We start from the raw sequence: 21,471 nt of genomic DNA on the forward strand, positions 1-21,471 counted from the left end.
TTATTGCCTGTGTGTCAGTCTTCGCCCTCGCCTGACGGGCTCAACCCCACACGCCGGCTCAAGGCCTGCGCATAGCGCTGCCACTCCCCCAACAGCTTTAACTGGGCGGGCGTGGCACTGCGCGACAACTCGTCGGCGGCCTGCATAAAGCTGTCCAGGGTGATGGGCGCCCCCATTGCAGGGTCCGACAAACGCTGTTGGCAGAACACCTGCCAGCGCTCCAGTTCCTGTGCATCCAGGGTGTACGGAAAGTTTCGCGCGCGATAACGGAATAACAATTCAGGCAAGCGCTCATCATCAAAAGGCCATGTATCTTTGGCCAATTGTTCGGGGTCACTGTTCCTGACTTGCTCACACAGTCGACGGTCTCGATCGCCGATAAAGCCGTCGTACAATTGCTGCTCGGGATCTTCGCTGGGCGTGAAGTCTTCACGCGCATAAATGGCCGACAACTTGTCTTGCCAAACTTCCCGGGCCTCTACAAGGCTGCGCGCACGCGCCTGATAGAGGTCCATGTCCAGTTGCAAACGCTGTTGATCCTGCGCGCGCACAACATTCAAGGGGGCCACCACCGGGCAACGATTAATCTGTATCAGCTTGAGTGGAATCGGTAATTGGCCGTCAGGCAATTCATCGCGACGGGTATAAAGCATCTTGCGCAAAGACTCGGCATCCATATCCAGCAATGGCTGCGGATCAAAGTGCAGATCGCACACAATCAAGGCATTGCGGTTCTTCGGGTGCCAGGCCAATGGCAATACCACGCCGGCATAATGCCGGGCCGCAGAAAAACGCCCCGAAATATGCAGCATGGGCTGCAACAGTCGAACTTGGTCAAGCACCCGCTGTTTGCTGCGCAACTGGAACAACCATTCATATAACTTGGGTTGTTTGTCGCGAATCAACCGGGCCAGGGCAATGGTTGCGCGCACATCGGACAACGCATCGTGGGCCTGGCCATGATCGATGCCGTTGGCCGCCGTCAAGCGCTCAAGCTTGAGCGTCACCCGGCCGTCATCTTCTGGCCAGACGATCCCTTCCGGGCGCAGGGCGTAGGCGGTGCGCACCACATCAATCAAATCCCAACGGCTGTTGCCACCCTGCCACTCACGCGCATAAGGGTCGAAGAAATTTCGGTACAGGCTGTAGCGGGTGACTTCATCATCGAAGCGCAACGAGTTGTAGCCCGCCCCGCAGGTGCCAGGCAACGCCAACTGGGCATGGGTGCGGGTCATGAACTCGGCTTCGCCCAGCCCCTTGTCTTCGAGGCGGCCAGGAGTGATGCCGGTGATCAGGCAGGCCATCGGATGCGGGAGGATGTCGTCGCTTGGCTGGCAGTAGAGATTGACCGGCTGATCAATCTCATTGAGTTCCAGGTCGGTGCGGATGCCGGCCACTTGCACGGCCCGGTCGCAGCGCGGGTTGATGCCAGTGGTTTCGTAGTCGTACCAGAAAATAGAGGTCACGGGGTGTTCCTGAGCAGTAGACCTCGACAGTCTAGGCGCTCAAACCCGGGCAAGACCAGCCCTAGGCAGAAGCCTGCAAGGGCTGAAAGCTGAAGTAGCGTTGCAAGGCACTGATCAACCCGACGTACTCGGCAGGCGGCTGATACAGGATAAATCCGGAGTCATAGTAGTGCGGCGTAGCATCCTCGCGACACCACAGGCAGCGCGCCGTCAGATCAATAAATTGCGGGCAGCCGTCGGTATCGGGCAGCTTGAGCCGCAACTCGAAATTGGCGCCCACCAGCATCGGCAGCTGGCTGATCAGCATCAACCCGCCATCAGACACATTGCCCAGATAACCAATGGGCTTGTCCGTGAACCGATTGAACACTTTCAGGAAACACGTCAGTTGGTGCCGCAGGATAAGCCGTTCGATAACCATGTTCGAATTCACTATAGAGAGGCCATTGAGCATGGCCGCGCTGGCGTCTCGAAACGCCCTGCCCCACAACCGGGTCAACAACCCCGTGAAAATCTGCCCGCCACCTTCAGCTGAAGCTCGACATATCAAGCTGCCATGAAGGAATAAAACCGTTTGAGTGCCAACAAAAACAAAAAGCACTCAAACGAATTTAATAGTAGTCAACCGGGTACAAATGACCAGTTTAAATTTCGCTCATCATGGGATGCTCACAGGCACTCCCTGGGCGGTTGCGCCGGGGCCCGGGATGAACTTGAGAATGCGCAGTGTCTCGATCCGGGCCTTGGCCCGGTAGGCATATTCGCTCTTGGGGAATTCGTTGATGATGTATTGATACGTTTGGGCCGCATCAAGGTAAAACTTCGTACGCTCCAGACACAGCCCACGGAGCATAGCTGTTTGTGGCCAGATGTACGGACGGCTTCTGCTATCGCGGTCAACCTCCGACAACTCAAGCATCACCGCCTCGCAGTTACCGCGATCATAGGCCCGGTAAGCATTGTTCAAGTGATGGTTCATCGACCAACGGGTGCAACCGGCCGCACTGGCGACCAACAATAAAACGAGCACGATTCGCATGGGTATCTCCTGTTCACAACAGTGTATCGACCCCACGGCCAGATTCTTCAGACAACAGACCCGATGCACCACAACTTAAGCAGAAAGTAGTGCAGAGGAACAATGACTACAGCCAAAGACCATAGTAGCCTTTGGCAGCGCTTGAACTCAGGAGTCTTTGCATGTCTGTTCGTCGAACCAAAATTGTTGCCACACTTGGCCCTGCCAGCAATTCACCGGAAATGCTGGAACAGCTGATCCTCGCTGGCCTGGACGTTGCCCGTCTGAACTTTTCCCACGGCACCCCCGACGAGCACAAGGCTCGTGCCAAGCTGGTACGTGACATCGCTGCCAAGCATGGTCGTTTCGTAGCCCTGCTGGGTGACCTGCAAGGCCCTAAAATCCGTATCGCCAAATTCGCCAACAAAAAGATCGAGCTGAAGATCGGTGATCAATTCACCTTCTCCACCAGCCATCCGTTGACCGAAGGCAACCAGCAAGTGGTCGGCATCGACTACCCGGACCTGGTTAAAGACTGCGGCGTCGGCGACGAGCTGCTGCTCGACGACGGTCGTGTGGTCATGCGTGTAGACACCGCCACCGACGACGCGCTGCACTGCACCGTGCTGATCGGCGGCCCGCTGTCCGACCACAAAGGCATCAACCGTCGCGGTGGCGGCCTGACCGCGCCAGCCCTGACTGAAAAAGACAAGGCCGACATCAAGCTGGCTGCCGAAATGCAGGTCGACTACCTGGCCGTGTCGTTCCCGCGTGACGCTGCCGACATGGAATACGCCCGCCAACTGCGCGACGAAGCAGGCGGTACCGCCTGGCTGGTAGCGAAGATTGAACGCGCCGAAGCCGTAGCCGATGACGAAACCCTCGACGGCCTGATCAAGGCCAGCGACGCAGTCATGGTTGCCCGTGGCGATCTGGGCGTTGAAATCGGCGATGCCGAGCTGGTGGGCATCCAGAAGAAAATCATCCTGCACGCACGTCGCCACAATAAAGCGGTGATCGTGGCAACCCAGATGATGGAGTCGATGATCCAGAACCCGATGCCAACTCGTGCCGAAGTGTCCGACGTTGCCAACGCCGTTCTCGACTACACCGACGCCGTGATGCTCTCGGCTGAAAGTGCTGCCGGTGCCTACCCGCTGGAAGCCGTGCAGGCGATGGCGCGTATTTGCGTCGGCGCTGAGAAGCACCCTACCAGCAAAACCTCCAGCCACCGCATCGGTAAAACGTTCGAAAGCTGCGACCAGAGCATTGCGCTGGCGGCCATGTACACCGCCAACCACTTCCCGGGTGTCAAAGCGATCATCGCCCTGACTGAAAGCGGCTACACGCCGTTAATCATGTCGCGCATCCGTTCTTCGGTGCCGATCTACGCGTACTCCCCGCACCGCGAAACCCAGGCGCGCGCGGCGATGTTCCGTGGCGTGTACACCGTACCGTTCGACCCGGCATCGCTGCCGCCAGAACAGGTCAGCCAGGCCGCGATTGACGAGCTGCTCAAGCGTGGCGTTGTGGAAAAAGGCGACTGGGTCATCCTGACCAAGGGCGACAGCTACCACACCATCGGTGGCACCAACGGCATGAAGATCCTGCATGTCGGCGACAAAATGGTTTAAGCCCTGTAAAGCTTGAATCCAAAGCCCCGCCTGAGTGATCAGGCGGGGCTTTTTTGTGCCCTCAACTGCGCGTCAGAAAGGCATCGGCCAATAGCTGATTGCGCGGCAAGCCGGCCATAAACAAACGCCTGGCAAAGGCATCGACCGTGTCGGGGTGGCCGCAGACCAGGGCGTGGGTCTGGCGCGAGACGACTCGCAGCTGTAACAGGTAGTCGGGCAATTGAGGGCGCTCAAGGTATTCGACCACAAGCTGCGGAAAAGCCTGCGCCAAGGCCAGCAGCTCGTCCCGCAGGTAATGTTCAGCCTGGTCGCGGGCCACATGTACCAGCCGTATCGGGCCTTGATGATCCTGGCGCAACGCCTCGCGCAATACGCCGTACAACGGCCCCAGGCCGGTGCCGGACGCCAGCAGCCAGAGCGGGTGCTCCTGCCAGTCCGGGTCATAACGCAGTGCGCCGCCACGCAGCTCGCCCAAGCGCACCTCGTCACCGGGCTTGAACTGTCGTGCCGCGTCGACGAACTCACCGGGGTGCGCACAATCGAGGTGAAACTCCAGAAAGCGGTCTTCTTCGGGCAGGCTCGCCAGTGAATATGGGCGCGCAACGCCGCCGGCCCATAGCACCAGATGCTGGCCGGCGCGATAACGCAACGGGCGCTGCGGCACCAGGCGCAAGCGCAACACCCCAGGGCTTGGCCAGTCGAGCGCCGCGACCTCGGCCGGCAAGCCGTCGCGCAACGGGTCAAAGGCCTCCACTTGCAAGTCCTCGACCACCTGGCACTGGCAGGCCAGGCGCCAGCCCTGCTCACGTAACGCCCGCCCCACAGCCTCGGGTTTCAGATCAGCGGGTTCACCGCGCACACAGCGCACCAGGCAGGCATGGCAACTGCCCGCCCGGCAACTGTAGGGCACCGCCACACCCGCCTGATTAAGGGCGTCGAGCAGGTTGCTGCCATCGGCAACCGACCAATGCCGGTCGGCAACGTGTAGTTCGGGCACTTGGCCTCCGCAGGGTAAACCTGTGGGAGCGGGCTTGCTCGCGATGCTGACGACGCGATGAATCTCGTACACCACGGTGATGCAATCGCGAGCAAGCCCGCCCCCACAGGTGGATATTGTTGACCGATAGATCCTTATCGCAGCCTTCGGCAGCGACTGCAAAGCACACCCTACTTTCGTTTGTATCTCTAGCGGTGTATCAAACAGTGTACCGGGTTATACTGCCGCGCCGTTTTTGTACCGGTCATGCGTGCCCGGTATGCCCAGCGAAGATGTTTCCGACAGACCGATGCACCAAGGTCGCAAACACCTTATTGATTGTATGTTCCCGTCTTATAGAGGAGCGCGACCCATGACCGTGATCAAGCAAGACGACCTGATTCAGAGCGTTGCCGACGCCCTGCAATTCATTTCCTACTACCACCCCGTGGACTTCATCCAGGCCATGCACGAAGCCTACCTGCGCGAAGAATCGCCAGCGGCCCGTGACTCGATGGCGCAAATCCTGATCAACTCGCGCATGTGTGCCACCGGCCACCGCCCGATCTGCCAGGACACCGGCATCGTCACCGTATTCGTGCGCGTCGGCATGGACGTGCGCTGGGATGGCGCCACCATGGGCCTGGACGACATGATCAACGAAGGCGTGCGTCGCGCTTACAACCTGCCGGAAAACGTCCTGCGTGCTTCGATCCTGGCCGACCCGGCCGGTGCCCGTCGCAATACCAAGGACAACACCCCTGCGGTCATCCACTACTCCATCGTTCCGGGCAACACCGTGGAAGTGGACGTGGCAGCCAAGGGCGGCGGCTCCGAGAACAAGTCGAAAATGGCCATGCTCAACCCGTCCGACTCGATCGTTGACTGGGTGCTCAAGACCGTTCCGACCATGGGTGCGGGCTGGTGCCCACCGGGCATGCTCGGCATCGGCATCGGCGGCACCGCAGAAAAAGCCGCAGTGATGGCCAAGGAAGTGTTGATGGAATCCATCGACATTCACGACCTGATCAAGCGCGGCCCGTCCAACCGTATCGAAGAGATGCGTATCGAGCTGTTCGAGAAGGTCAACCAGCTGGGCATCGGCGCCCAGGGCCTGGGCGGCCTGACCACCGTGCTCGACGTCAAGATCATGGACTACCCGACTCACGCAGCTTCGCTGCCGGTGTGCATGATCCCCAACTGCGCGGCCACCCGTCACGCCCACTTCGTACTGGACGGCTCCGGCCCGGCAGCCCTCGAAGCGCCACCGCTGGACGCCTACCCGGAAATCGTCTGGGAAGCAGGCCCTTCGGCCCGCCGTGTCAACCTCGACACCCTGACCCCGGAAGACGTGCAGAGCTGGAAGCCGGGCGAAACCGTCCTGCTCAACGGCAAAATGCTCACCGGTCGCGACGCGGCGCACAAGCGCATGGTCGAAATGCTGAACAAGGGTGAAACCTTGCCGGTAGACCTCAAGGGTCGCTTTATCTACTACGTTGGCCCGGTTGACCCGGTGCGTGACGAAGTGGTTGGCCCTGCCGGCCCGACCACCGCGACACGGATGGACAAGTTCACCCGTCAGATCCTTGATCAGACCGGTCTGCTGGGCATGATCGGCAAATCCGAGCGCGGCCCTACCGCCATCGAAGCGATCAAGGAACACAAAGCCGTGTACCTGATGGCCGTGGGCGGCGCTGCTTACCTGGTTGCCCAGGCGATCAAGAAGTCGCGCGTGGTGGCCTTTGCCGAACTGGGCATGGAAGCGATCTACGAGTTCGACGTTAAAGACATGCCGGTTACCGTGGCAGTCGACAGCAACGGCGAGTCGGTACACATCACCGGCCCGGCGATCTGGCAGAAGAAAATCAGCGACAGCCTGGCCGTAGAAGTGCAATAAGCGCTTCAAAGCCAGACACAAAAAAACGGCCAGGTTGATCACCTGGCCGTTTTTTTATGCCCGCAACCTTGTGGGAGCGGGCTTGCTCGCGATGCGGGCAATGGGGTGTATCAGGCGATACCCTGCCAAGGCTATCGCGGGCAAGCCCGCTCCCACAAAAGCCAGGCCTGCCAGCCGTTAAAACGCGTTGCGGAAGATCTCTTCAATCTGCCCCTGATCCGCCTTGCGCGGATTGGTGAAACCACAGGCATCTTTGAGCGCGTTGGTGGCCAGGATCGGGATGTCATCCAGCTTGGCGCCCAAATCCCGTAGCCCGGCAGGAATCTCGACGTCCTTGGCCAGGGTACGAATCGCCGCAATGGCTGCCTGCGCGCCCTCTTCCGGGCTTAGTCCGCGCACATCGGCACCCAGCGCATGGGCCACATCGGTCAGGCGTGTTGCGCACACACTGGCGTTGAAGGTCTGCACATGGGGCAGCAACACCGCGTTGCACACACCGTGGGGCAAGTCATAGAAACCACCCAACTGGTGCGCCATCGCATGCACAAAACCCAGCGAGGCATTGTTGAAGGCCATGCCCGCGAGGAACTGCGCGTAAGCCATGTTCTCCCGTGCGGTCAGATTTTTACCATCACTTACCGCCTGACGCAGGTTTTGACTGATCAGCTCCATCGCCTTGATCGCACAGGCGTCAGTAATCGGGTTGGCTGCCGTCGACACATACGCCTCGATGGCGTGGGTCAAGGCGTCCATGCCCGTGGCGGCCGTCAGGCCTTTTGGCATCGCCACCATCAACTCAGGGTCATTGACCGACAGCAAAGGCGTTACGTTGCGGTCGACAATAGCCATTTTCACGTGGCGCTCTTCATCTGTGATGATGCAAAAGCGCGTCATTTCACTGGCCGTACCCGCCGTGGTATTGATCGACACCAGCGACAATTGCGGCTTGGCCGAACGATCGACACCTTCGTAATCACGGATATGCCCGCCATTGGTGGCACACAGCGCAATGCCCTTGGCACAGTCATGGGGCGAACCACCACCCAGCGACACAATAAAGTCGCACTGATGCTGCTTGAGCACCTTCAAGCCCGCCTCGACGTTGGCAATGCTCGGGTTGGGCTTGGCACCATCGAAAACCACCGAATCAATATCCTGCAACGCGAGTTTCTCGGCGATCAACGTCGCAACCCCCGCCTTGGCCAGCCCCGCGTCGGTCACAATCAACGCCTTGCGAAAACCATAGTTGCGAATCGCAGTCATGGCTTCATCCAGGCAACCGTTACCCATAATGTTTACAGCAGGAATAAAGAAAGTGCTGGTCATGTCGAGTCCTCTTCGCGGGTCATTGGCTAATTCGGTCTCCACAGCTTCCTCCAATGACAAAGCCGCAATGTTGATCTGGCTCAATACTTGAGCGTGATAAAGTCCGCTACCGCCTACGCCCTGAGACGATATTTGCGATGACCCCCTTCCAGGCATTTGATGCCCAGCTAGAAGACTGGAACCTGTTACGTACCAGCACACCGTGCAGCGGGCTGCTGATTGGCAATGGCGCCAGCATGGCCGTGTGGCACGACTTTTATTACGACTCACTGTTCGACAAAGCCAGGAGCGTCGCCGAAAAGCCCCTGAGCCAGACCGAACTCAGTGTGTTCGAGGCCCTGGGCACCCGTAACTTCGAGCATGTGCTCAGCGCCCTGAAAACCGCGAGCAAGGTCAACAAGGCCCTGGCCATCAACTCGGCCTCGCCGCGCAAACGCTATTACGCGATCAAGGAAGCCCTGATCAACTGCACCCAGGATGTGCACATTCCCTGGCGCCTGATGCAGCCTGAAACCCTGGCCTGCTGGAATCAAGAACTGGCACGCTACGCCACGGTGTATTGCGCCAACTACGACCTGCTCGCGCCCTGGGCCGTGATGCACTCACCCAAAGGCTTCAACGACCTGTTTGGCACCCCGCAGGCAACCTTTGAGCCTGCTGTGGCACTGGCCAAAAGCAGGGCCACACGCGTGCTGTACCTGCATGGCGCCCTGCATCTGGTGAAAAATCAGGAGGGCAAGGCACGCAAGCTGGCGGCCAACGAACCCACATTGCTAAGCAACTTTGCGATCAATCACTCCATCAGCGCCCTGGATGACGTACCGCTGTTTGTCAGCGAAACCGGCAGCGAGGACAAGCGCAAATCCATTCGCCAGTCCGATTACCTGTCTTTTTGCCATGAGCAGTTGATGACCCATAAAGACGCGCTGTGCATCTTCGGCCATAGCCTGGGCGAGCAGGATCAGCACCTGATTGACGCATTGCGCCAGGCACCGCTGAAAACCCTGTGCATCTCGATCTACCCGCGCAGTGAGGCGTTTATCCGCTTTCAGAAAAACCACTACACGACGCTGTTTGCCGACAAGAAGGTCGAGTTGCGCTTCTTTGATTCGAAAACCCACCCGCTGGGCAATACTAAGCATTCGGTGCCTGTGGAGGTGTAATAGCTTTGTAGTCGCTGCCGCAGGCTGCGAGATGGACCCTGGGGATCTCATTTGAACGGGTTGCGGTGCAACCCTTCGCAGCCTGCGGCAGCGACTACAGGTATCAAAATTTCTCTTTGATCACCGTAGTCGGGCCGTTGTGCTTGACGCTGGCGATGCCCTTGTCCCGTGCGGCGTCCGAGGAGTACAGCTCACTGGTACCGATGATCTGGTGATTGGCCGCCTTCAGGTTGAAGTACGGCTTGCCGTCCTTGGCGACTTTTTTCTCGTAACGCTCATCCAGCGGGCTGTTGACCTGCACCGAGGCGATCCCGCCCTTGGCCGCCGCCAGTGTGGTGTATTGCTCGCTGACCAGAATGGTTTCGGCATTCGCTGCCTTCAGTACAAAACGGAACTGCCCGCTGCTGGTCTTGCTCAACTCGTACCAACCCGACATAGCCTTTCTCCTGAAATTGAGGGTTCCTGCACTTCTTCAGTAAAGACGCCACGGGCTATTTATCCATTTATCCACAGGAATGAGCGAAACCGGCATTTTCAACGAGACAAATAGCAATGGTTATCGATACCATTCGCAGCTTATTTGCATCGCTGTGTCTATAAGGATCTTCATGTCTGGCCTTGAACCCGACCCGCCCGTGGCCGATCACTTTCGTGAGTTCTATACGCAAATTTTGCACTTTCTGCGCAAGCGTACCGACAACACCAGCGATGCAGCCGACATGACCCAGGATGTTTTCACCCAATGGCTGGGCTATCAGGACCGGGGCAAAATCGAACAGCCACGGGCGTTTTTGTTCCAGATGGCGCGCAATCTGTTGCGCGACCACTGGCGTCGACAGCAAGTGCGACACGCCGTACACGGTGAGCGCAACGAAAGTGAAGCCGAGCCCTTGAGCGATGAGAGGGATGATCCAATGGTCGCAGCCCTGCGCCTGCAACGCCTTGAACAACTTAAACGGGTCCTTGCAGAACTCTCGCCCAGGCGTCGCGAAGCCCTTATGCTGCACCGCTTTGAGGGCTTGAGTCAGGCACAGATTGCCGAACGCATGGGGATTTCCGTGAGCATGGTTGAAAAGCACATTGCACTGGCCTTGCTGCACTGCAAGCAACATCTACAACGGGACAGCGGCAAGGAGCAGCCACGATGAGCCCTTTTCACACAGCCGGTGACGACAGCGTCGATGAACAGGCCGCCACTTGGTTTGCGCGCAACCGCAATACCCGCGATCACGACAACCGCGAACAATTCAACGCCTGGCATGCCAACCCGAGCCATGCCCGGGCCTATGCCGAATTTGAATCGTTGTGGGCCGACCTGGGCGAACTTGAACAGATCAACGCCCCCACCCCGCTCCCGGTCAAGCCCCGACGCGCACACTTTGCGCTGGCCACTGCCGCCGCCGTGCTCTGTGCCGTCTTTGCACTGAACCTGGGCGCGCCGGTGGCGCTGCATCAACAGCAGATCAACACACTGGCCCAGGGCGCGCGCACTGTATTGCTACCCGACGGCAGCACCCTTAACGTGAATGCCAACACCCGCCTGCACCTGGACTTCAGCGCACACCAGCGTGACATTTATCTGGACCAGGGCCAGCTCTATATCGAAGTCGCCGCCAACAAGGAGCAGCCGCTGGTGGTGCATGCCGGGGATGCGCGCATCCGGGTGGTGGGCACGGGGTTTGATGTACGCCGCAGCTCGCGCCAACTAGTGGTCAGCGTGGCCCACGGCGAGGTTGCATTCATCCCTGACGCCAGGTCCGCCATGCTGCTGGGTGCCCAACAACGCGCCACCTGGAACTACGCCAACGGCTCGCTGCAAGCGCAAACCCTGGGCACCGGTGAAGTGGCGGGCTGGCGCTCTGGCCACCTGTCCTTTCGCAATCGTGAGTTGGCCAGCCTGGTGGACGAACTGGATTTATACCGCCCCGGCATGATCCAGCTGGCTGAAGGCCCGCTGGCAAACTACAAGGTCTCGGGCAATCTGGACGTCAGCGATCCGCTGGCGCTGGTCAAGGCCCTGCCCGCCCTGATCCCGGTTAAAAACGTGCTGCTGGACAGCGGTAAAATCCGTATCGAACCGCGCTAAAAAATATATGCGAATATTTTGCATTCGCATATGTGGTTTTTTCATTGTGTTGCGTCTTCCTCCGGTCTGCGTTGCTAACGCATGTCTTTTTGGCCTTTTTAGCCACACCGGGGGATTTCATGTTTCGCGTACCACATTACTTCTCGCATTTGTGCACCCGCCCGACACTGCTGGCGGCTTGCCTGGCGATCAGCCTGCAAGCCCACGCCGAGTCGATCCAGTTGCAACTGCCGGCGCAATCGCTGGCCAGTTCGCTGAGCGAGGTGGCACAGCAGGCAAATATCCAGCTGCTGTTCGACGAAGCCCTGTTACGCAACGTGAATGCCCCGGCACTCAGTGGCACCTTCGAGCCACAGGAAGCCATCCAGCGCCTGCTCAAAGACACCGACTTCAGCCTTGTGCAGATCGACCGCACCTACGTCGTGCGGCCCCGGGAGTCCGGCACCACCACCAGCAACAGCCTGGAACTGGGCGCGGTCAGCGTGGTGGGCAACGGTAGCGAAGTCGACTCCAGCAACGTCGGCAAGTCGACCATGACCCAGGAGCAAATCAACCGCTATCAGGCCAACAACATCCCCAGCCTGCTCGCCACCTTGCCGGGCATCAACCTCGGCGGCTCGCTCAAGCCCGGTGGCCAGACCATCAATATCTGGGGCATGGGTGAAGCCGAAGACGTACAGATGACCGTCGATGGTGCGACCAAAAGCGGCTTTGAACGCTACAAGCAGGGCACGATTTTTATCGAGCCCGAGCTGATCAAACGCCTGGAAGTCGAAAAAGGCCCCCACGATATCCACACCGGCAATGGCGGCTTCGCCGGTGTAGTGCACATGGAAACCAAGGATGCGACCGACTTGCTCGAAGAGGGCAAGGACACCGGCGCCATGCTCAAGTACGGCTACAGCAGCAATGACCATCAACAGGTCTACAGCGGTGCTGTTTACGGTCGCACCGAAGATGGCCGCGCCGACGCCCTGTTTTACTACACCAAGCGCGACGGCGACGATATGAAGCTGGCGGGCAAAATGCCCAACCCCGGCAATGTCTACCCGGTTAACCCCCAGCGCCTGCCCAATACCGCCCAGGACCTGGACGGACAACTGCTCAAGCTCAATTTGCACCTCAATGACGAACACAGCGTGGGCATGTCCTACTCGCGCTCGAACAACTATTTGTGGGTGCCCTTCTCGGCCGTCAGTTACCCGGCGCCACCCAGCCAGGCCAACATCGACAAATATGGCTACGACATTGCCGCGCGCCGCTACCTGTCCAACCGCTCGACGATCGACACCACCTGGTCGGCCAAATACAAATACGAACCCCTGGACAACCCGCTGGTGGATCTGGAGGTCAAGTACTCGCACTCCAACACCGAACAAACCGACAAGCGTGACGCCCAGGCCTTCACCCAGCCCACCAGCGGCGGGCGCAAGATGGAAACCGGCTACACCGACGACATGCTCCAGATCGAGAACATCAGCCTGTTTGCCAGCGGCCCGCTGGACCATGCAGTGACCACCGGCGTGCAGTTTCGCAAGCACCAGCGTGATGTGAACATGTGGATGCCGGGCGGCATCTACGACGTCGAGAAGTACAACTACGGCCACTACCAGCCCAACTTCATGCCCCGGGGCAAGGTCGACACCAACAGTTTCTATATTCAGGACGCCATCACCTGGGGTGACTTCACCCTCACGCCGTCCATGCGCTACGACCATGTGCGCAATCGCGGCCAGGAAAACGACGCGCCGTACTACAACCACCCGGAACTGGGCCATGACTACAGCGACAAAACCTACACTGGCTGGTCGCCTCGCCTGTCGGCCTTCTGGAAAATCACCCCGCAAACCGCCCTGTTCCTGAACTACAGCAAAACCTGGCGCGCCCCAGTGATTGACGAGCAATACGAAGTTCAAGGCGTCGGCAGCCGCACCTCGAGCAGCCTGGGCCTTGATCCGGAACGCATCACCGGCTGGCGTGGCGGCAACATCACCACCTTCGACAAGATTTTTGGCGACAACGACCACGCCCTGGTGCGTACCACCCTGTTCCGCAACACCGTCGACGACGAAATCTTCAAGGCCACGGGCGTAGGTTGCGCCGCGCAAACGCCTACGCTCAGCATGAGCGATGCGTGCGGGCCCAACATGCCCAACTACCGCAATATTGGCAGCGTGACCATCAAGGGCTTCGAAATTGAGAGCTTCTACGAATCCACCTACGTGTTCGGCTCACTGTCCTACGCATGGATGACTGGCAAGCACGAAGGCGCCTACACCAACCCTTGGGGCCCCAACGTCTGGGCGCGGGACATCCCTGCACCCAAATGGATTGCCGTACTGGGCACCAAAATCCCGAGCCTGGATGCCCGGATTGGCTGGAAGGGAGAATTCGTACGCAAAACCGACCGTTTGCCGAGCGACAACTACTACAGCAGCCCGATCAGTGCGTTGGGCGACCGCTACTGGGACCAGTTCCCCAACGACAGCTACAACGTGCAGGGCCTGTTTGCCAACTGGAAGCCGCAGCAGCCGTACCTCAAGGGCACCGAAGTCAACTTCACCCTGGACAATATGTTCAATAAAAACTATCAGCCGATGCTCAGTGGCGAAAACGCCTACAGCCAGGGCCGCAATGCCAAGATCAGCGTGACGCGGTTCTTCTAGACGCAAGAGGGATACGGTTGTGTAGCAGCTGCCGAAGGCTGCGTCCGGCGGCGCAGCCGTCGTATAATCAGCTGCACAACTTACCTGACACGCCTCGGACACAGGTTTTACGATCGCTGCGCAATCGGACGCAGCCTTCGGCAGCTGCTACGAGCGTGTCAACCTTGCAAGCGCGAAACCACACTCAACCCCGGCGCCTGCACCCGGCGCTGGCTCAGGTAGCGGGTGCAGCTCACACGCAAAAACGAGGCAAAATTGACCACTTCGCCGCGATAATCCATCACCTCTTCATACAGCTTGGCCACCAACTGGTTGGTGGTCATCCCGTCTGTTTCGGCAATTTCGCTGAGAATGTCCCAGAACTGGTTTTCCAGGCGCAAAGTGGTGACCACGCCACAGATACGCAATGAGCGCGAACGTGACTCGTAAAGAATCGGATCGGCTTTAACATACAGTTCACACATGGTCACAGCCTCTGCTTACAACGTGATTTTGGTGCCCAGCAAACCGAGGAAGGCCGCCAGCCACGCAGGATGTGCAGGCCATGCAGGGGCTGTCGCCAGGTTGCCCTGCACATGGGCCTTGGTCACGTCGATATCGATATAAGTACCGCCCGCCAGTCGCACTTCCGGCGCACACGCAGGGTAAGCGCTGCACTCACGACCTTCCAGCGTGCCAGCAGCAGCCAGCAGTTGCGCACCGTGGCACACAGCCGCAATCGGCTTGCCCGCCTTGTCGAAGTCACGCACAAGCTCCAGCACCTTTTCATTCAGGCGCAGGTATTCCGGCGCTCGGCCACCCGGCACCAGCAGGGCGTCGTAATCGCTGGCTTTAACCTTGTCGAAATCGAAATTCAGGGCAAACAGATGACCGGGCTTTTCGCTGTAGGTCTGGTCGCCTTCAAAGTCGTGGATGGCCGTGCGTACGGTCTGGCCCGAGATCTTGCCCGGGCATACCGCATGCACCTGATGGCCGACCATCAACAGTGCCTGAAACGGCACCATCACTTCGTAGTCTTCGACGTAATCGCCAACCAGCATCAGAATTTTTTTCGCCGCCATGGTGCGTGCTCCTGTGGGGTAAGACCTTGGGCCAGTAAGAGTAGCCAAGGTAACCCCTGAGCGCCCGGGCGGGTAATAGCCACGTACTACGTACCCGCCAGACACCACTTACAGGTTTACTTCAACAAGCCATCGGCCTGCAGCAGGGTCTCCAGGCAGTGCTCCTGGATGTTGTAGAACGCCTTGAGCTCCTGGATTTTCACCAACAACTGCGCCGGATCAGCAGGTTCGGCACGTTTGACCGCGAGGATCATCTTGTTTTTGTTGGTGTGTTCCAGCGAGATAAACTCGAACACCTTGGTTTCATAGCCGCAGGCTTCGAGGTACAGCGCACGCAGGCTGTCGGTGACCATTTCGGCCTGCTGGCCCAGGTGCAAGCCGTATTGCAGCATCGGCTTGAGCAACGCCGGGCTCTGGATTTGCAGGCGGATCTGTTTGTGGCAGCACGGCGAGCACATGATGATCGCCGCCCCGGAGCGAATACCCATATGGATCGCATAGTCAGTGGCAATGTCACAGGCATGCAGCGCGATCATCACGTCGATCGGGGTGGGCGCAAAACTGCGCACATCGCCGTGCTGGAAGGTCAGGCCCGGGTGTTCCAGGCGCTGGGCGGCGTTATTGCACAGCGTGACCATGTCTTCACGAAGCTCAACCCCGGTGACCAGGCCTTCGGCTTGCAGGCTGTGGCGCAGGTAATCGTGAATGGCAAACGTCAGGTAACCCTTGCCCGAACCGAAATCCACCACCTTGACCGGCTGATCGAGCTTGAGCGGCGAGTTGCTCAGGGCGTGGGAAAACACCTCGATAAACTTGTTGATCTGCTTCCACTTGCGCGACATCGCCGGGATCAGTTCTTGCTGCTTGTTGGTCACCCCCAGGTCCGCCAGAAACGGCCGGGTCAGATCCAGAAAGCGATTTTTCTCACGATTGTGCTCAGCCGACGGCACTTCGCGCTCTTGCTGGCTTTTGCCTTTGAACAGCGAGCTTTTACCCTTTTTGCTGTATTCAAGCTGCACTTCGTCGGTCAGGGTCAGCAGGTGGGCATTCTTGAACGCTTCGGGCAGCAGGCCGGCAATGATCGCCACGCCTTCGTCCAGCGGGAAATTCTTGGTGATATCGCGGGTTTTATAGCGATAGACAAAGGACAGGCAAGGCTGCTCCTTGACCGTCACCTGCTTGATGATCACCCGCTGCAATTCAGCCTCGGAGCCGACGTATTTGGCCAGTACCAGCTTGATAAAGGAATTCTGGGCCAGACCGGTTTCCAGCAGGTTCAAAAATTGCGCACGATGATCCGGCACAGACGCGGCGGTGGTAGCAGTCACTGACATTGAAAAAGGTGCCTCGGGGGTGCAGGAGGGAAAATCAGAAAACGAATGGCGGCCATTTTAGGCGTGTTGGCCGCCGGGGGCACGGAGTTATTTCGGACAACCGCAATTACAACATCACCAACCGATTAGGCAATTGATTACGCGCCTGAGTCCTCGGTACATGTTCCTTCAACACGTCGGCACACGCATCGATGCAGGCAATAAAACCTTCGGCCGTATGCCCCAACGCCACGCGCCGCACGAAATCGCTGACGATAGTGCCCCAATCGCTATCGTCCAGATGCCGGGAGATGCCTTCATCCACCAGGATTTCGACATAACGCTCGGCTTCGCTGACAAAGATCAGCACGCCGGTGCGCCCTGCAGTGTGGTGCAGCTTTTGCTCCAAAAACTGGCGCCGGGCCAGGTTGCTGGCACGCCAATGCCGCACACGGGGCGGGATCAGACGCGTGGTGATGGCCGGTATGCGAAAGATCAGGCTGAGGAAGACAAAGCTGGCCCATTGCAGCATCAGCAGGGTGTAAGTCGCCAGGCCACTATTTAAAAAGTGCACCACGGCAGGCACCACCAGGGCGATCAGGCTGGCCCACAGCAAGGGGATGTAGCTGTAGTCATCGGCACGGGGAGCGAGCACGGTGACGATTTCGGCATCGGTGTGCTGTTCGGCACGGGTGACCGCGTCTTCGACCTGCCGTTGTTGCTCGGGGGTTAATAAAGCCATAAGTCTCGATACTCGTTAAAAAGTGAATTACCAGCCACCAGAGGCTCCGCCGCCGCCGAAGCTGCCACCACCGCCGCGAAAACCGCCACCACCGCCTCCGCCGAACCCGCCACCGCCAAAACCACCGGAGCGCGAACCGCCACTGCCACCCGAATTGCAGATGCCATAGAACTGACAGGCGGCAACCACCAGTACAAACAGTATGAATAGCAGCACCACCACGCCCGGGTGTTCGGCCATGAAGTCATCGCCACGCCCCTGGCCGCTGGCGTAAGCCGGCTCGGCCAGGGGAGCACCGCCCAATACTTGCAGGATGGCGCCAACCCCGTCGCTGATACCTTGGTTGTAGTCGCCAGCCTTGAACGCCGGGGTGATGACCTGGTTGATGATGACCGAGGCCTGGGCATCCGTCAGGCGATCCTCCAGGCCGTAGCCCACTTCGATGCGCAATTTGCGGTCGTCGCGGGCCACGATCAGCAAGGCGCCGTTGTTCTTGTCCTTTTGCCCGATACCCCAGGCACGGCCCAGTTGATAGCCGAAATCCTCGATGGGCGTACCTTGCAGGTCAGGCACGGTGACCACCACCACTTGCTCGCCGGTGGTTTTTTCGTGGGCTTGCAGGGTTTGGGTCAGTTGTTCACGGGTGGCGGGGTCGAGCATTTGCCCTTCGTCCACCACCCGCCCGCTGAGCGCGGGAAAGGTCAGCGCCTGGGCCGTGGCTATAAATAGCCAGAGCAACAGGCCCAGCCCCAGTCTTGATAGGCGCATCGCCACCTCGAACGTTTGTTATCCATTGTGGGAGCGGGCTTGCTCGCGAGGCAGGCGGCGCGATCTGTCAGGCAAATCGCGTTGATGCCATCGCGAGCGAGCCCGCTCCCACAGGAGGGGGGAAGGCATAAGGCCGTTAAAATTTCACTTCAGGCGCTTTGTCGGCGTCCGGGGTGGTGGCTTCGAATGTGGAGCGCACTGGCAGGTCGCTGTACATCACGGCATGCCACAAACGACCCGGGAAAGTGCGAATCTCGGTGTTATAGCGCTCAACGGCGAGGATAAAGTCGCGCCGTGCCACGCTGATACGGTTTTCCGTGCCTTCAAGCTGCGATTGCAACGACAGGAAGTTCTGGTTGGACTTGAGGTCCGGGTAACGCTCGGACACCACCATCAACCGGCTCAAGGCGCCAGTCAGCTGGTTCTGCGCCTCCTGGAACTGCTTGAGTTTTTCCGGGTTGTTCAGCGTGCTGGCATCAACCTGGATCGAAGTGGCCTTGGCCCGCGCCTCAATTACCGCCGTCAGGGTGGCCTGTTCCTGTTTGGCCGCCCCCTTGACCGTCTCGACCAGGTTGGGGATCAGGTCGGAGCGGCGCTGATACTGGTTTTGCACCTGCGACCAGGCCGCCTTGACCTGCTCATCGAGGGTGGGAATGGTGTTGATCCCGCACCCGGCCAGCACACTGCTCAAGGCCAGGAGCGCAATAACTTTCCAGCCCGGGGCGCTTATACGTTGTATACCCATGCTTGTGTTGCTCCGAAATATCGACATTAAGTTTATTGACCACACACCACGCCTAAAAACTCCCGGCAACACTGGATTGCTTGCCGCGAATCAGCTAAAAGACTGCCAGTCATACAGGAATACTCCGCTCTAAAGGTAGGTCAATTCTTTAGTTCAAGTACTCCTGATACCTCCCCAGAACAATATCGCTGCACGAGCGTGGGCCTCCCTCGCTTCAAGTGAGCGGCTGCGCAGAAGAATCCAATGAGAAAAATGTGTTTGCTGGGCATCGTCATCAGCCTGGCCAGTCACACCGCGTGGGCTCAGGCCCCGGCGGCCCCGCTCCCTCCCAAAGACGTGTTCGTCGCCGAGCTGCTGAAAAAGATGAGCGTCGATGAAAAGATCGGCCAACTGCGCCTGATCAGCATCGGCCCGGAAATGCCCCGCGAGATGATCCGCAAGGAAATCGCTGCGGGCCGTATCGGGGGTACGTTTAACTCCATCAGCCGCGACGAAAACCGCCCGATGCAAGACGCTGCCATGCGCAGCCGCCTGCAGATCCCGATGTTTTTCGCGTACGACGTTATCCACGGCCATCGCACTATTTTCCCGATCAGCCTGGCCCTGGCTTCCAGCTGGGACATGGATGCCATTGGCCTGAGCGGCCGTATCGCCGCCAAAGAGGCCAGCGCCGACAGTATCGACCTGACTTTCGCACCGATGGTGGACATCGCCCGTGACCCGCGCTGGGGCCGTACCTCCGAGGGCTTTGGCGAAGACACCTACCTGGTCTCGCGCATCGCCAGGGTAATGGTGCAGGCCTATCAGGGCGCCTCCCCGGCCCTGCCCGGCAATATCATGGCCAGCGTCAAGCACTTCGCCTTGTATGGTGCCGTTGAGGGTGGGCGGGACTACAACACCGTCGATATGAGCCCTACACGCATGTTCCAGGACTATCTGCCGCCCTACCACGCGGCGATTGAAGCGGGTGCGGGCAGCGTGATGGTGGCCCTGAACTCGATCAATGGCGTGCCTGCCACCTCCAACATGTGGCTGATGCAGGATTTGCTGCGCAAGGAGTGGGGCTTCAAAGGTGTGGCGGTCAGCGACCACGGCGCGATCAACGAGCTGATCAAGCACGGCGTGGCCAAGGACAGCCGCGAAGCCGCCAAGCTGGCGATCAAGGCCGGTATCGACATGAGCATGAATGACAAGGCCTACGGTGAAGAACTGCCGGGCCTGCTCAAGTCCGGCGAAGTACCGCAGAGCGATCTGGACAATGCCGTACGCGAAGTGCTCGGCGCCAAGTACGACATGGGCCTGTTCGCCGACCCTTACCTGCGTATCGGCAAGGCTGAAGATGACCCGGCGGACGTCAAGGCCGACAGCCGCCTGCATCGCGCCGAAGCGCGTGAAGTGGCGCGCAAGAGCCTGGTCCTGCTGAAAAACCAGAACGAAACCCTGCCCCTGAAAAAGCAGGCGCGAATTGCTCTGGTCGGCCCGCTGGCCAAAGCCCCGATCGATATCATGGGCAGCTGGGCCGCAGCCGGTCAGCCGGCTCAATCGGTGACCGTGTTTGACGGCATGCGCAATGCCATCGGCCAACAGGGCAACCTGATCTATGCCCGCGGTGCCAATATCACCGACGACCAGAAAATCGTCGACTACCTCAACTTCCTCAACTTCGATGCCCCCGAAGTGGTCAATGACCCGCGCCCGGCGCAGGTGATGATCGACGAAGCGGTCAAGGCAGCGCAGCAGGCCGATGTGGTGGTTGCGGTGGTGGGTGAGTCGCGGGGCATGTCCCACGAATCGTCGAGCCGCACCAATCTGGACATCCCCGCCAGCCAGCGCGCCCTGATCACGGCGCTCAAGGCCACCGGCAAGCCGTTGGTGCTGGTGTTGATGAACGGCCGGCCGCTGTCGATCGATGTGCAACAGCAGCAGGCCGACGCGGTGCTGGAAACCTGGTTCAGCGGCACCGAAGGCGGCAACGCCATTGCTGACGTACTGTTTGGCGACTACAACCCGTCCGGCAAGTTGCCGATCACCTTCCCGCGCTCCGTAGGCCAGATTCCGACCTACTACAGCCATCTGAGCATTGGTCGCCCCTTCACGCCGGGCAAACCGGGCAACTACACCTCGCAGTACTTCGATGAGGGCAACAGCCCGCTGTATCCGTTTGGCTATGGTTTGAGCTACACCGACTTCAGCCTGTCGGCTGTCAGCCTGTCGAGCAAAACCCTGGCGCCGGGCGCGACCCTGACCGCCAGCGTCACGGTGAAAAACACCGGCAAGCGCGCCGGCGAAACCGTGGTTCAGTTGTATATCCAGGACGTTACCGCGACCATGAGCCGAGCGGTCAAGGAGCTGAAGAACTTCGAGAAGGTCATGCTCAAACCCGGCGAGCAGAAAGTCGTGCAATTCACCCTCGGCGAGAACGACCTGAAGTTCTACAACGCGCAATTGCAGCATGTCGCCGAACCTGGCGAGTTCAACGTACAAATCGGCCTGGATTCGCAAAACGTCCAGCAAAACAGCTTCCAGTTGCAGTAATTTCGCGCAATTGCCGGGAAGGCTTCACACCGCCTTCCCGGCCCTTCCCCGCAGCAATCCGTGCTTGACCTTTCC

At 59.3% G+C, this 21,471-nt stretch carries 19 protein-coding genes; 7 read left to right on the plus strand and 12 right to left on the minus strand.

Features of this window, described 5'->3' with window-relative positions:
* Positions 1-14: 14 nt before the first annotated feature.
* From sbcB to BFC21_RS11315, 3 genes are all read right to left on the minus strand, one after another.
* Positions 15-1,466 carry an exodeoxyribonuclease I gene (sbcB, locus tag BFC21_RS11305; RefSeq protein WP_088377891.1) on the minus strand — a complete coding sequence of 484 codons (1,452 nt, stop codon included), beginning with the start codon at positions 1,464-1,466 and terminating at the stop codon, positions 15-17.
* Between the two features lie 61 nt (positions 1,467-1,527).
* Positions 1,528-1,887: a PilZ domain-containing protein gene (locus BFC21_RS11310; RefSeq protein ID WP_088377892.1), complete on the minus strand. Its 360-nt coding sequence runs from the start codon at positions 1,885-1,887 to the stop codon at positions 1,528-1,530.
* Between the two features lie 237 nt (positions 1,888-2,124).
* Positions 2,125-2,505, minus strand: a complete 381-nt coding sequence (locus BFC21_RS11315; protein ID WP_016782203.1) for a tol-pal system YbgF family protein — start codon at positions 2,503-2,505, stop codon at positions 2,125-2,127.
* A 161-nt stretch (positions 2,506-2,666) separates the two neighbouring features.
* Here BFC21_RS11315 and pyk point away from each other — a divergent pair, with 161 nt between their 5' ends.
* Positions 2,667-4,118, plus strand: coding sequence for a pyruvate kinase (gene pyk / locus BFC21_RS11320; protein WP_088377893.1), 1,452 nt, complete (start codon positions 2,667-2,669; stop codon positions 4,116-4,118).
* A 61-nt stretch (positions 4,119-4,179) separates the two neighbouring features.
* Here the strand turns inward: pyk and BFC21_RS11325 are convergent, their stop codons facing one another.
* Complete coding sequence (locus tag BFC21_RS11325) at positions 4,180-5,115, minus strand: iron-sulfur-binding ferredoxin reductase (protein ID WP_120266141.1); 936 nt, start codon at positions 5,113-5,115, stop codon at positions 4,180-4,182.
* Positions 5,116-5,467: 352 nt separating this feature from the next.
* Here BFC21_RS11325 and BFC21_RS11330 point away from each other — a divergent pair, with 352 nt between their 5' ends.
* Entirely contained in the window at positions 5,468-6,991 is a 1,524-nt protein-coding gene (locus BFC21_RS11330; RefSeq protein ID WP_016782200.1) for a fumarate hydratase, read from the plus strand.
* Positions 6,992-7,168: 177 nt separating this feature from the next.
* On the opposite strand, the gene yiaY is transcribed toward BFC21_RS11330, so the two are convergent.
* On the minus strand, positions 7,169-8,317 hold the full coding sequence (gene yiaY / locus BFC21_RS11335) for an L-threonine dehydrogenase (RefSeq protein WP_088377895.1): 1,149 nt from the start codon (positions 8,315-8,317) through the stop codon (positions 7,169-7,171).
* 137 nt (positions 8,318-8,454) lie between these two features.
* On the opposite strand from yiaY, the gene BFC21_RS11340 reads away from it, so the two are divergent.
* A complete protein-coding gene (locus tag BFC21_RS11340; protein ID WP_095004538.1) occupies positions 8,455-9,480 on the plus strand; it encodes a DUF4917 family protein in 1,026 nt (341 codons plus the stop codon).
* A gap of 103 nt (positions 9,481-9,583) precedes the next feature.
* On the opposite strand, the gene BFC21_RS11345 is transcribed toward BFC21_RS11340, so the two are convergent.
* Positions 9,584-9,916 carry a YegP family protein gene (locus BFC21_RS11345; protein ID WP_029611568.1) on the minus strand — a complete coding sequence of 111 codons (333 nt, stop codon included), beginning with the start codon at positions 9,914-9,916 and terminating at the stop codon, positions 9,584-9,586.
* A 172-nt stretch (positions 9,917-10,088) separates the two neighbouring features.
* Here BFC21_RS11345 and BFC21_RS11350 point away from each other — a divergent pair, with 172 nt between their 5' ends.
* From BFC21_RS11350 to BFC21_RS11360, 3 genes are all read left to right on the plus strand, one after another.
* A complete protein-coding gene (locus tag BFC21_RS11350) occupies positions 10,089-10,628 on the plus strand; it encodes an RNA polymerase sigma factor (RefSeq protein ID WP_088377897.1) in 540 nt (179 codons plus the stop codon).
* Positions 10,625-11,566 carry a FecR domain-containing protein gene (locus BFC21_RS11355; RefSeq protein WP_095004540.1) on the plus strand — a complete coding sequence of 314 codons (942 nt, stop codon included), beginning with the start codon at positions 10,625-10,627 and terminating at the stop codon, positions 11,564-11,566. The genes BFC21_RS11350 and BFC21_RS11355 overlap by 4 nt, the downstream gene beginning before the upstream one ends.
* Before the next feature lie 119 nt (positions 11,567-11,685).
* Positions 11,686-14,232: a TonB-dependent receptor gene (locus BFC21_RS11360; protein WP_088379510.1), complete on the plus strand. Its 2,547-nt coding sequence runs from the start codon at positions 11,686-11,688 to the stop codon at positions 14,230-14,232.
* Positions 14,233-14,390: 158 nt separating this feature from the next.
* Here BFC21_RS11360 and BFC21_RS11365 read toward each other — a convergent pair whose 3' ends face one another.
* The 6 genes from BFC21_RS11365 to BFC21_RS11390 form a co-directional block, all read right to left on the minus strand.
* Entirely contained in the window at positions 14,391-14,696 is a 306-nt protein-coding gene (locus tag BFC21_RS11365) for a ribbon-helix-helix domain-containing protein (protein WP_016782194.1), read from the minus strand.
* A gap of 15 nt (positions 14,697-14,711) precedes the next feature.
* Positions 14,712-15,293: a DJ-1/PfpI family protein gene (locus tag BFC21_RS11370; RefSeq protein WP_095004541.1), complete on the minus strand. Its 582-nt coding sequence runs from the start codon at positions 15,291-15,293 to the stop codon at positions 14,712-14,714.
* Positions 15,294-15,409: 116 nt separating this feature from the next.
* Positions 15,410-16,627, minus strand: a complete 1,218-nt coding sequence (locus BFC21_RS11375; RefSeq protein WP_088377899.1) for an SAM-dependent methyltransferase — start codon at positions 16,625-16,627, stop codon at positions 15,410-15,412.
* 106 nt (positions 16,628-16,733) lie between these two features.
* Positions 16,734-17,348 carry a TPM domain-containing protein gene (locus BFC21_RS11380; RefSeq protein ID WP_086798324.1) on the minus strand — a complete coding sequence of 205 codons (615 nt, stop codon included), beginning with the start codon at positions 17,346-17,348 and terminating at the stop codon, positions 16,734-16,736.
* Positions 17,349-17,375: 27 nt separating this feature from the next.
* Positions 17,376-18,116 (minus strand): YgcG family protein, encoded by a 741-nt coding sequence (locus tag BFC21_RS27720; RefSeq protein ID WP_088377901.1) that lies wholly within the window; start codon positions 18,114-18,116, stop codon positions 17,376-17,378.
* A 136-nt stretch (positions 18,117-18,252) separates the two neighbouring features.
* A complete protein-coding gene (locus BFC21_RS11390) occupies positions 18,253-18,861 on the minus strand; it encodes a LemA family protein (RefSeq protein ID WP_088377902.1) in 609 nt (202 codons plus the stop codon).
* A gap of 243 nt (positions 18,862-19,104) precedes the next feature.
* On the opposite strand from BFC21_RS11390, the gene bglX reads away from it, so the two are divergent.
* On the plus strand, positions 19,105-21,396 hold the full coding sequence (gene bglX / locus BFC21_RS11395) for a beta-glucosidase BglX (protein WP_095004543.1): 2,292 nt from the start codon (positions 19,105-19,107) through the stop codon (positions 21,394-21,396).
* Positions 21,397-21,471 lie beyond the last annotated feature (75 nt).

The sequence above is a fragment of the Pseudomonas sp. TMW 2.1634 genome (assembly GCF_001703595.1).
Lineage (GTDB): Bacteria > Pseudomonadota > Gammaproteobacteria > Pseudomonadales > Pseudomonadaceae > Aquipseudomonas > Aquipseudomonas fragi.